Genomic DNA, 11250 nt, shown 5'->3' with positions numbered 1-11250 from the left:
CAGCGCCTTGCTCATTTACCACGTCAGTCGCCAGATCGTTCTCGGGGTCTTCGCCGTCCTCGAGGTGCTTGTAGGATTGAAGCAGTCCCTCGAGGTGCCCTTCATCGTCCATGCGTTGCACTTCGTCAGCATCGCCAATCCAGCCGAGTAGATCACTGATCACATCACGGATGTCAGGCTTTGCAGAATCGAGTTGTTTATACAGCTCAGTGGTGATGGCGTACTGCTTGCGCCGTGCATCTCGCGCATCGCTGGTCCCTGTAGACCTCTTGAGTTGCTTGCGGGCACTGAAGTGTTCTCGAAGTTCTTGAGGGATCGTCAGGTAGACGTACCATTTCCCCTTGTTTATCGACAGCGTCGTTGCGGGGTAGTCAGACATCCATATACTCCATCAATACCCTCCATCGGGCACTCCAAGAGCTAATGTATTAAGGAAAAAAGGGCAATGGGTCATGCTGGCGGAGGAGGTGTCCGTCTTGTAAATGTAAGGGTTATTTAAAATATAACAATAACATATACTTGAGGTTAATCCTCGGTTTGGATGTGTAGCAAAATGTGTAGCAAACTTAACATTCAATGCTGCAGAATCTGCTTGAGAAATTCTTGTGTTCTTTCATTCTTGGGGTTGTTGAAAAATGTTTCGGGATCGCTCTCTTCAACGATACACCCCTGATCCATAAACACTACTCTGTCTGCCACCTTGCGGGCAAAGCCCATTTCATGGGTGACACAGATCATGGTCATTCCGTCGGCTGCGAGTTCTGCCATCGTGTCCAAGACTTCGCTGATCATTTCGGGATCAAGCGCAGAGGTGGGTTCGTCGAAAAGCATGATACGGGGCTCCATACATAGAGCCCGCGCAATGGCAACGCGCTGCTGCTGTCCACCTGATAATTGGCTTGGATACTTGTCTGCCTGATCAGGGATTTTGACCTTTTCGAGATAGTGCTGTGCCAATCGTTTTGCATCTGTGCGCGAGGCTTTGCGCACGGACATGGGTGCAAGCAAACAATTTTCCATAACTGAAAGATGCGGGAAGAGATTGAACTGTTGAAAGCACATGCCAACCTCGGACCTGATCTGGTCAATATTTTTGACGTCTGCGGTTAAGGGGATGCCATCGACGATAATGTCACCGTCTTGATGCTCCTCAAGTCGATTGATGCACCGGATCAATGTGGATTTACCGGATCCAGAGGGCCCGCAAATGACAATTCTCTCACCTGAGCTGACGCTGAGGTTAATGTCTTTGAGAACATGAAATTCTCCGTACCATTTGTTCATGTGTCGAATATCGACCATGATCGTTCCTGGGCCCGATATGGTACGGACGGCTTGGTTGTGATGCGTTGCCATTGGTATTGATGTCCTTCTTGCGGATTTACCGGATCGCGATCTGCTGACCTATCGGACCCACGTCCATCCGAGACTGCAAACGGGATGTCAGATTGAGGAACAGTATCGAAATACCCCAATATATGACGGCGATGGTTGCAAACGTCTCGACGGGCGTGAATGTCCGGCCATTGATGTCATGGGCGGCATAAGTGAGTTCGGCGACGGTGATCATCGACAGCAAGGATGACTCTTTGATCAAGGTGAGAGCAATGTTGGTCGCTGGCGGGAACACATAGCTATAAAGCTGCGGAAAAATGACACGTCTCATGTAAAAGCCGTACTTCAAACCCAGTGCCTTGGCGGCATCGAACTGTCCTTTTGATACGGCTTCGACGCCCCCGCGAAACACTTCCGCGAAATACGCGCCACCATATATGGACAGGCAAATGAATCCTGTAGTCAGGCCAGACAGTCTCACACCGTAAAATGGCAGAGCGTAGAACACCATGAAAAGCAGGATGAGCAAGGGAATATTCCGCATGACTTCGATATAGGCAATTGCAGGCCAGCGCAGCAGGCGCCTGTCTGATATGCGCAGCAGACAAACAAAGATCCCGATGCAAACCCCGGCGGGTATTGCTATGGCCGAGATCAGAAGCGTCTTGAGGGTCCCGTCAATCAGAATGTCCCGATGGTCCCAAATAGCCAAATAGTCGAATGTCATTGCGCGCTCCTAAAGACGATATTTGACTGATCGGCGCTGGAGGTACTCTCCGTACTGGCTGATCGAAAAGCAGATGACAAAATATACCAATGCTGCAATCAGCAGCACTTCGACCGGGCGGAAGGTTTCGGTATATAGTATCTGAGACGCGCGGGTCAGTTCCACCAAAGTGATGGTCGACAGTAGTGGTGTAATCTTGATCACCATCGTGAACTCGTTCACCAAAAGCGGAATTGTCGAGTTGAAAACCTGCGGCAAGATGATCTTGAACCAAATCTCGCGCTTGGGTAGGCCCAAAGCTTCGGCGGCCTCCCACTGTCCATCGGGGATACGGCTGAGGCCACCACGTAGAATTTCGGCGACGTAAGCCCCGCTGTTGAAACCGACCGCCATTATTCCGGCGGTCAGAGGTCCGACATCAATCCCTGTCAACGGTGCCAAAGCATAGTAGAAGACCAGAATTTGAACAAGCGCCGGCGTACCACGGATGAAGCTTCCGTAAAGGCCAACAAACTTTCGTATTGGCCAGAACCGGCTGTTTCGCATGAGCAAAAGGGCTGTGCCGACGATAATGCCGACGCCACAGGCGATGAACCCAACAAAAATGGTGTAGAGTGCCCCGACAAACATTGGACCAGTTTTAGGGATGATCTCGAAGAATTGCAGATCCATATTTCATGCTTTCGACTGAATGTGCAAAGGCTGCCAAATCCCCCTCCCCATACTGGCGGGAAGGGGCCTTTGGATAGATCGATGACGTTAAAGAGCACCGTCTAAGAGATAATCTGCTGGAATTTCCATTTCGAAACCGAACCACTTCATCTGCAGTTCTGCCAAAGTTCCGGCAGCTTCAAGCTTTTCAAGCGCCTCGTTGACACGATCCCGCAAATCCATCCCATCAGGATGAGCAACCCAAGCAAAGACTGTCCCGCTGCCGATTGTTGTGAGGCGGGCATAAACGCCGGGGCGCTGGTTTTGCATCGCCGCAAGCGAGAATGATGGTATCGTAGCGATGTCGATTTGGCCGCTCGCCAAGGCCAAGCGGATATCGTCTGTGGACTTGAACCCGCGAATGTCTGCAAACCCAGCACTGCCATTTGCTTTTAATTCTGCATCAACGGCCTCGACCTCCTGCGCCTGGGACGATCCCAGTTCCACGCCGATAATCTTGCCGTTTACATCGTCCAGACCGGACATGCTGTCGTCGCGTTCCAGCCTCACCAACATTGTCTCTGCTATGGCCAAGGGTCGCGTAAACGCATATTTGTCGACGCGGTCCGGCATGATAGCCACCGAAGTGGCTACAAGATCATATTTCTTCCCCAACACGCCCGCCAGAATTCCGTCCCAAGGCAGTTGCAGCTGCTCAAGCTCAACCCCCATGTCCGCAACGATCAAATCGAGAACATCTTTTCCGTAGCCTACAACTACGCCATCTTCGAGATATTCCATCGGTGGATAGGCAACCTCTGTTGCAACTGTAAGCTTACCATTTGCGGTAACTGCTTCCAGCACCGTTTGTGCATGAACTGGACTGATGAGCGCCAAGGCTGTTGCGCCAGCGGCGAGCGTTTTGGTCATCGAGATAATGCGCATTTTTGCGGTTTCCTTGTTGGTTGGTTTCTTGGTTATTCTTGTGATGCCGCGGATCGCGTACTCTGCGCGGTCGCGAGAACGCACAGCAGCTCGAACATGATAGATACGCCCACCCAAGCCGTTCCGCCCGAGGGATCAAAAGGGGGAGAAACTTCGACAAGATCAGCGCCGATCAAGTTAAGGCCGTCCAGCGCCCTTACCATCTGCTGTGCCTGAAATGTCGTCAATCCTCCAATTTCGGGGGTGCCTGTTCCGGGAGCGAATGAAGGATCGATGCTGTCAATATCAAAGCTGACGTATGTCGTTTGGTGACCGACGATCTCGCGTGCCTCTTGCATGACTGACTGGACGCCGCGCTCGAACAGTTCTTCGATTTCAACGATCCGAACCCCCTGTGCCAAAGCCCAGTCGAAGTCAGTTTTGTCGTACTTGACACCCCGTATCCCGATTTGAATCGTTCGTTTCGGGTCCAGAAAACCCTGCTCAATTGCACGTCTGAAGGGGGTTCCATGCGTATATTTGCTATCCCCGAAATAGGCATCATTCATGTCAGTATGCGCATCGAAATGTATCATGCCCACGGGAGCCTGGCGTCCAAGCGCGCGCAAAATTGGGAAAGAGATCAGGTGATCGCCACCTGCTGTCAAAGGAACGATGTCTTTCCTCAACATCTGATCATAGAAATCTGTGATCAGTTCGAGGCTTTGCATGATATCCATCGGATTGACTGGGGCATCGCCCAGGTCGGCGCAATTCACCAGTTCGAAAGGGTTTATTCCACTGCGTGGATGGGTCGTCCGGATCATCGTAGAAAGGTCACGAAGTTGGCGCGGCCCATGTCGCGCACCGGGGCGATTGGATGTCCCACCATCGAAGGGAACCCCGATGATCCCGATATCCGCCTTGGACGCTTGGGCGGAGTCGATGTCGAGATGAGGCAGCCGCATAAAGGTCGGCATTCCGGCAAACCGCGGTGTCGTCATCCCGGGAATAGGTTGAAATGCCAAATCTTTTCGTTCCATGATGTCTGTCCTCTGCTACACTTTGATCAGAAGTTGACACATGTCATAAGTTCGATAAACGCGGACTTATAGTAAATCAGTTCGATAAATGGAGACGTTATGTCAAATGCTTCAATTGCAGACGTCGATATCAAGCTCTTGCGTGTTTTTTGTACAATCGTCGAATGTGGAGGCTTCGCTTTGGCTCAAGCGGAGCTGAATTTGTCGCGCTCGACCATCAGCACGCATATGTCGAATCTCGAGACGCGGCTTGGCTTTTCCTTGTGCAGCCGAGGACGGGCAGGTTTCGCACTGACGGCGCGTGGTGCGGCTGTGTACGAGTCTTCGCGCGCAATGCTGTCTTCGATCGACGTATTTCATGACCAAATCGGGCAACTGAAAGAGCGTATCGTTGGTGAAGTCGCAATCGGGGTTATCGACAACCTCATCACCAATACTGATTGCCGGTTGCGCGATGCTGTCCGTATCGCGCTGGCTTCTGCGAAGGACCTGAGGATCGTATTGCGGATAGGGTCGCCAGACCAGATCGAAGAACAGCTTGTTCGTGGGCATGTTCAAGTGGCAATTTCGGCCGAATTCCAGCCTCGCAAAGGGGTGTCTCAAGTCCCACTTTTTGTCGAAAAACAAAGGCTGGTCTGTGGCCGGAGCCACCCTTTGTTTGAATTGATCGAGGAGGAGTTGACACCAGAACTCATAGCCGAGCAAAGCTCGGTACGGCGGGGATATCTCTCTCCTTTGACACCTTATTCGGCCTTCTTTCACCGGCCTGCTCTTGCAGTGTCGCATCAAATGGAAGGGCTTGCCCATTTCATACTGAGCGGCAACTGCGTCGGTTTTTTGCCCGAGACCTATGCAAACTATTGGGTAGAGCGCAAAGAGATGCGCGTGATCCGGCCTGACCTTTTCGGCTTTGACGTTCCGATCTGTCTGTCGCGGCACGAAGGCCTGCAACAGACACTTGCCGCGGCACACGTTTACGACACACTCAGGAATCTCCATCCGTCGTAGCGGCTTTTTGCCATCATTTCCGTCAAGACCGCGCCTTTGGCATTGCCGGTCTGATTTCCAGGTCTTCCGCCGTAGCGTCGGACACGTACGCAACAAAACCTCGCAAGATATCATTGCATACGTGTCAGGTTACTTGGGCTTATGGGTGTTTGATCCCACCGTTCGAAATGCCCAACCTTTGCGAGGCTGGGCAAATCTGGTTCAAAAAATTATTCGCAGGTCCAGGAATAACGCGAGAAATCAAACTCCACACTTTGCATTGGCACCCAGTCGAATCCTTCCAGACAAACATGCACAGCGTGCCTTTGTTCTTGCGCCAGCAGCCAGACCGAGCGCTGATCTTCAGTCAGTTTCGTGCTGATATCCTTGTAGATTTCGTTGCGCGCATCGGGGTTCGTTTCCAGACGTGACGCATCGATCATGGCGTCGATTTCTTCATCCAGAACCCAATCCATTGAAGCCCAGCTGCCTGCTGCGTCGGAATGATACTGGACGTAGAACACAGAGTCTGGCGACGGGTAGGTCGGCCCATAGAAGATCTGGCTGAAATGCGGCGTCGTCTCAATCGATGTGGCGAGTTCGGTCACACGGTTCCACGGCTCTGGCTGGATCGTGACGCTGAAACCGATCTGTTCCAGGTTTGAGGTCAAAAGGAGGGCGATTTCTTCCTGAAAGGCGGTGTCGGCAACATACGTATGCACCAGTTCAATCGGGCTCCCATCGAAATAGGGCGATTGTTCCAGTTCGGCGCGCGCCGCATCCAGATCAAAAACTGGCGCGGTCGCATCATCCGGCACAGAATCGCTGAAGGCGCTGGCCAGTGGCCCGGTCATTGCGGTTCCGGGATAAAGCACATTGCGGATGGTGTCGTAATCGGTCGCCAGTGCAATCGCCCGACGCACATGGATATCATCGGTCGGCGCCAGTTGGTTGTTCAGCTTGAGATAATACCCTGTTGCCGTCGCCGCCTCGATCAGGCGGTAGTCTTCTTGAGCAGCGATGCCTTCGTAAGTTTCGGTCGACTGATATTGCGAGGACAGCCCCAGTTCGCCGCGCCGTGCCAAGGCCCGCACAGTGGATTCGTCGCGTGTGACGACCAGCCGGACTTCATCAATCGGGCGTTCCATTGGCCAGCCAGAGTGATAATCAACATTGCGCTGTAGCAACATTTCCGACCCGCGCGCCCAGCTTTTCAGCGTATAGGGCCCGGCACCAAGGGATGTTTCGGCCAATTGCGCCTCTCCCCATGTGTTGTCGTCACTGGTCTCGACAGCAGCTTCGTTCACGACAAAGATCAGCGGGGTGACGGCAATGAAAGGGGAATAGACTTCGGACAGGGTGAATTCGACGGTATGATCATCGACGGCGACGACCGCTTCTGGCTCTACGATCCCTTCGAACAAATAGCTGGCCCCTTGTTGCAGTGCCATCAGGCGCTGCACTGAATAGACAACGTCAGAAGCCGTGACAGGTGTACCGTCGGCAAAAGTGGCGTCCGGTTTCAGCCGGAATGTATAGGTGAGAGCATCATCCGAAATCTCCCAGCTTTCTGCCAGCTGCGGGATGACGTTGCCGGCAGGATCGACGCTGGTCAGCCCGTCGTAAAGGTTCACAGCGGCCATGTATTCGGTGTAATCGCTGACTTTCGCCGGATCGATACTGCCGATGATCTGGACCATATTGACGGTGATCGAGACTGGGTCCTGAGCAAAAGCGGGCAGGGTGGTGCCCATCGCAAGTGTTCCGGCAAGGGCTGTTGCGCAAAGTAGTTTTTTCATGTTGTCGTCTCCTTGTTGAGTGTTTTTGGTTGAGTTGGCTTGCTTGCCACCAAGTCTTCCAACGGCTGGAACGGGTGCGCATATCCAAAATATTCCGGCCCAGCGAGCGCGAGGCCCCCGGCGCTGCGCCATTGCGGATCGGCGGGCAAGCCGATCAGCCGTATCGCGAGGCCGAAGCGCAGGTTTTCAGTTGTGACTGGCAGGCCGCCGTCCGCATCAAGTGCACAGATCAGATCTGGCGTCAGGGCCAGCGGCTGGCCGACGTCATCTTCGAGGCACAGAAATTCGTTCTGGAAAGACAGAATGAATTCACGCCCCGCGTCATCATCCATCCCGCGCAGCCGGGCGCGGCCACGGGCAAAGCCGCCAGTCGTCTTACGTTCGATATCCAGCACCCGCGCGGTGCAAAGATCAAATCCGCCACGCATATTGATCAGCGCCTCGGCCGGATGCCGATTGGCCGCGCGTTCAGTCATGATCGTCTGGCCGATATCGTGGATCAGGCTCAGCGTTCCATGCAGCAACCCTTTTTTCATCTCGCGCCCCGACATTGGATAAAGCGCGACCAATGCCGCACCGCCCATTTCCACGGTCGCCGCACGGGCCAGCCGTTCGGTCCATTGATTGGACACGGCGTTCAGGACCCCGGTGTTGCCCTTCTCGTCGGCGATCACCATCGGCGTGGCGGAAATGTCGTGCAGTGTCATGCTGACCATTTGCAACTCGGGGAAGGCGCGCCCCATGCCATCACCATCAATCAGGGGCAGGCCGGTCGCGGCGGCGACAGCAAACGGAATGGTGGAATTCAGGCCACCCGCCTCGATACAGATGAGGAAATCCGCCTTGCGGCCCAAATAAGCCTCAAGCGCGCGCAGGGCACCAAGGGCCTCATCGCCGTTGGGCAGTTTTTCGACCATCACCGTTGGCGCGCCCATCATGCAAACCGGCACGCAAAGCGCATCATCCGGCACATCTGCGGCATCGATCACCTTGACGGGGCCATGCTCTGCCATCATCGCGCGGGCCATCAGCTTGCCGATATAAGGATCGCCGCCGCCGCCAGTACCTAGAAAAGCGCCGCCAAGCGATATCGCTTCCATGTCATCAGGTCCGATGATCTTGGTCATGATTTCTCCTTTTCCGCCATGGGCGCATAGGTAATGTCGGGATGTCCGAATGCCGCAGGACCAACCACATTCAGGGCCTCATCGGTGCGCAAAAGCGGATGGCAGGGCAGGGCCAACACCGCGATCCGCTGCCCGTAGCGCAACAATTCGGTGGTGATCGGCAGCCCGGTATCAAGTTCCAGCACGACTACCAGATCAGGCACGCAAACCTGCATTTCACCATCGCGGCGGAAGATCAGGAATTCGTTTTGGATCACGATTTCACCTTGTGACCCCCGGCAGTTGTCCAGTCCTTCAATCTGGGCGATGCCGACGTTGAAGCCGCCTTTGAAATGCCGTTGCAGGTCGGTGATTTTGCCGGAAAACACATGTTGTCCGCCTTCCCGTGCGCAGATGGTCGCGACCGGATCATCATGGTTCCTACGTGCGTCGATTACTGCCTGACCCAAGCTGATAGCCTGCGTGTAAGTATGCGGAATGGCGTAGCGCTTCATGAACGCCCCCGACATGGGGGCAGAGGCCAGAACAGAGGCACCACCTTGCGCGATCACGCAGGCGCGCGCCATGGTTTCATGCCATTTCTCGGTAATTGCATGGTCGAAGGCCACGACATTGCCATGCGGGTCGCACATGACAGACGGTGTCGAGCGATGGCCATAGATCGAGTAGGTCGTCATCTGCATTTCTGGAAAGGCGCGGCCCATCCCGTCGCCATCCACCACTGGGAGTCCCGCCATGGCACCGACCACCAAGGGTTCCATTGCGTTCTGCCCGCCAATTTCTTCGCAGCCTATGGCATCAGCGGTGAACCCCAAGCGGTGTTCAAGGGCGCGCAGACAACGCAGACCTTCGCGTCCTTCCTTGATCCGTTCAAAAGAGATAAGCGGTGCGCCGATCCCGCCGAGGGCCACGATCTGCGCTTCATCATCCAGATCATCCAGCGACAGCAGGCGCATTTCATAGCCAGCGCGCAGCATTTCGCGGGCGCGCAGCTTGCCGATATAAGGATTACCACCGCCGCCAGTGCCAAGAATACCTGCACCAATCTCGAGTGCGGCGATATCGTCTTCGGTCAGCAGACGGCCTTTATGTGCATCATCAAGCATCGATCGCCCCCATTTCCCCGACGACTTTTACGTGAATGCGGGTGGCATTGCCGGGCAGGTAGGCCAGCGGCACGTCTTCGCGCTCAATTACTTCCAGCGTGTCTTCGCGCGCTCCGGCGGCGATGGCGGCGGCGCGGGCTTCGGCCTCTGCATCGGCAAGGCATTCGTCACGTGTGCGGCTTTCGAGCGAGAATATCCGATCCACTTCACCCGAAATCTGCGCGATAGCCGCACCCACGGCGTTGGCCACGGCAAAGTTTTCAGGCCGCAACACGGTCAGACCGCCAATGCTGTCCGGGGCCAGGATTGACCCGCCACCCACAGCGATGACGGGCATCGGTTCGGGGCTGATGCGGGTGCGTTCCACGGCTGTTTCCAGCATCTCGGCAATCCGAGCGCGGGCGGCAGTGACAAGCGTAGGGTCAAGGCCCGCGACAAGGCTGGCATCGCCGATATCGGTCATGCCAGCGGCGACGGCGATATCAGTACATGTCAGGGTCGTGCCGCCAAAGACCAGCGCCTCTTGCGTCAGGCGATAGCCGACAGAACGCGGTCCCACGGCCAGATTGTCCCCCGTACCATCGACACGGGTGCCGCCGCCCAGACCGATCGAAAACACATCTGGCATCCGGAAATTGGTGCGCACGCCGCCAACATCGACCACGCTCGACGCCTGTCTTGGAAATCCATGTTGCAGCGCACCCACGTCCGTAGTGGTGCCGCCGATATCGATGACAATGGCGTCCTTCAGCCCGGTCAGGAATGCAGCACCGCGCATGGAATTGGTCGGGCCAGAGGCGAAGGTAAGCACCGGAAAGCGGCGAACCATATCTGCGGCCATCAAGGTGCCGTCATTCTGCGTGACGTAGAAAGGGCAGGTCAGTCCGGCCTCTGACAGCGCGCGCCCGAAGGCCGAGACTGTCTGATCCGACAGGGTCAACAGGCTCGCATTCATGATTGCTGCACTTTCGCGTTCCAGAAGGCCGATGCGTCCGATCTCGGACGACATTACAACAGCCAGACCTGGACAATGTTTTTGCAGGATATCGCGGGCGCGTTCTTCCATCGCGCGGTTGATCGGCGAAAAGACAGAAGAAATCGCCGCAGCCCTGATCCCCTTGCTGTTGATATCGTCGGCGACCTTGATCAGCCCTTCCTCGTCAAGTGGCGCGATCTCGCGCCCGTCAAATTCATAGCCGCCGTGCAGCAGATAGCGGTGGCCACCAACTTCGGCGACAAGATCCTCGGGCCAGTCCACCATCGGCGGCAGGCAGGCGGTCGCTGGCAGCCCGAGACGGATCGCTGCGACAGGGTCCAGCGCGCGGCGTTCCACCACGGCGTTGGTGAAATGCGTCGTGCCGATCATCGTCACGTCAATGGCGTCGCGGGGGATGCCTGCTTGTGCAATCACGGCTTCCAACGCTTCGCTGATGCCGGTCATGACATCCTCCGTTGTCATGCGCTTGACGCCCGCCAACACGCGGCTGCCATCAAGGATCACCGCATCGGTATTGGTGCCGCCGACATCAATGCCCAGTCTAATTACCATTC

The 11250-nt window shown here is 55.4% G+C and carries 11 protein-coding genes; 1 reads left to right on the top strand and 10 read right to left on the bottom strand.

The window, feature by feature from the left end:
• The 6 genes from R6T97_RS02880 to speB all read right to left on the bottom strand — a co-directional run.
• Window positions 1–379, bottom strand: a 379-nt coding sequence (locus tag R6T97_RS02880) for a DUF6538 domain-containing protein (RefSeq protein ID WP_410347808.1), incomplete at its 3' end; no start/stop codon positions are given.
• A gap of 194 nt (window positions 380–573) precedes the next feature.
• Window positions 574–1302 carry an amino acid ABC transporter ATP-binding protein gene (locus R6T97_RS02875; RefSeq protein ID WP_410347807.1) on the bottom strand — a complete coding sequence of 243 codons (729 nt, stop codon included), beginning with the start codon at window positions 1300–1302 and terminating at the stop codon, window positions 574–576.
• Window positions 1303–1381: 79 nt separating this feature from the next.
• Entirely contained in the window at window positions 1382–2062 is a 681-nt protein-coding gene (locus tag R6T97_RS02870) for an amino acid ABC transporter permease (RefSeq protein ID WP_410347806.1), read from the bottom strand.
• Window positions 2063–2071: 9 nt separating this feature from the next.
• On the bottom strand, window positions 2072–2734 hold the full coding sequence (locus R6T97_RS02865; RefSeq protein WP_410347805.1) for an amino acid ABC transporter permease: 663 nt from the start codon (window positions 2732–2734) through the stop codon (window positions 2072–2074).
• An 87-nt stretch (window positions 2735–2821) separates the two neighbouring features.
• Window positions 2822–3775 carry a transporter substrate-binding domain-containing protein gene (locus R6T97_RS02860; protein ID WP_410347804.1) on the bottom strand — a complete coding sequence of 318 codons (954 nt, stop codon included), beginning with the start codon at window positions 3773–3775 and terminating at the stop codon, window positions 2822–2824.
• Window positions 3691–4680 carry an agmatinase gene (speB, locus tag R6T97_RS02855; RefSeq protein WP_410347803.1) on the bottom strand — a complete coding sequence of 330 codons (990 nt, stop codon included), beginning with the start codon at window positions 4678–4680 and terminating at the stop codon, window positions 3691–3693. Before speB ends, R6T97_RS02860 begins: the two co-directional genes overlap by 85 nt.
• A gap of 99 nt (window positions 4681–4779) precedes the next feature.
• On the opposite strand from speB, the gene R6T97_RS02850 reads away from it, so the two are divergent.
• On the top strand, window positions 4780–5688 hold the full coding sequence (locus R6T97_RS02850) for a LysR family transcriptional regulator (RefSeq protein ID WP_410347802.1): 909 nt from the start codon (window positions 4780–4782) through the stop codon (window positions 5686–5688).
• A 209-nt stretch (window positions 5689–5897) separates the two neighbouring features.
• On the opposite strand, the gene R6T97_RS02845 is transcribed toward R6T97_RS02850, so the two are convergent.
• From R6T97_RS02845 to R6T97_RS02830, 4 genes are read right to left on the bottom strand one after another with little or no spacing between them, the layout of a single operon-like run.
• On the bottom strand, window positions 5898–7466 hold the full coding sequence (locus tag R6T97_RS02845) for an ABC transporter substrate-binding protein (RefSeq protein WP_410347801.1): 1569 nt from the start codon (window positions 7464–7466) through the stop codon (window positions 5898–5900).
• Window positions 7463–8593: a DUF917 domain-containing protein gene (locus R6T97_RS02840; protein ID WP_410347800.1), complete on the bottom strand. Its 1131-nt coding sequence runs from the start codon at window positions 8591–8593 to the stop codon at window positions 7463–7465. Before R6T97_RS02840 ends, R6T97_RS02845 begins: the two co-directional genes overlap by 4 nt.
• On the bottom strand, window positions 8590–9699 hold the full coding sequence (locus tag R6T97_RS02835) for a DUF917 domain-containing protein (protein ID WP_410347799.1): 1110 nt from the start codon (window positions 9697–9699) through the stop codon (window positions 8590–8592). The genes R6T97_RS02840 and R6T97_RS02835 overlap by 4 nt, the downstream gene beginning before the upstream one ends.
• Window positions 9692–11248 carry a hydantoinase/oxoprolinase N-terminal domain-containing protein gene (locus R6T97_RS02830; RefSeq protein WP_410347798.1) on the bottom strand — a complete coding sequence of 519 codons (1557 nt, stop codon included), beginning with the start codon at window positions 11246–11248 and terminating at the stop codon, window positions 9692–9694. The genes R6T97_RS02835 and R6T97_RS02830 overlap by 8 nt, the downstream gene beginning before the upstream one ends.
• Window positions 11249–11250 lie beyond the last annotated feature (2 nt).

Source organism: Yoonia sp. (genome assembly GCF_046498525.1).
Classification (GTDB): Bacteria; Pseudomonadota; Alphaproteobacteria; order Rhodobacterales; family Rhodobacteraceae; genus Yoonia.
Note: the sequence above shows the minus strand (reverse complement) of the source record. Positions and strands in the feature narration are given on the sequence as shown.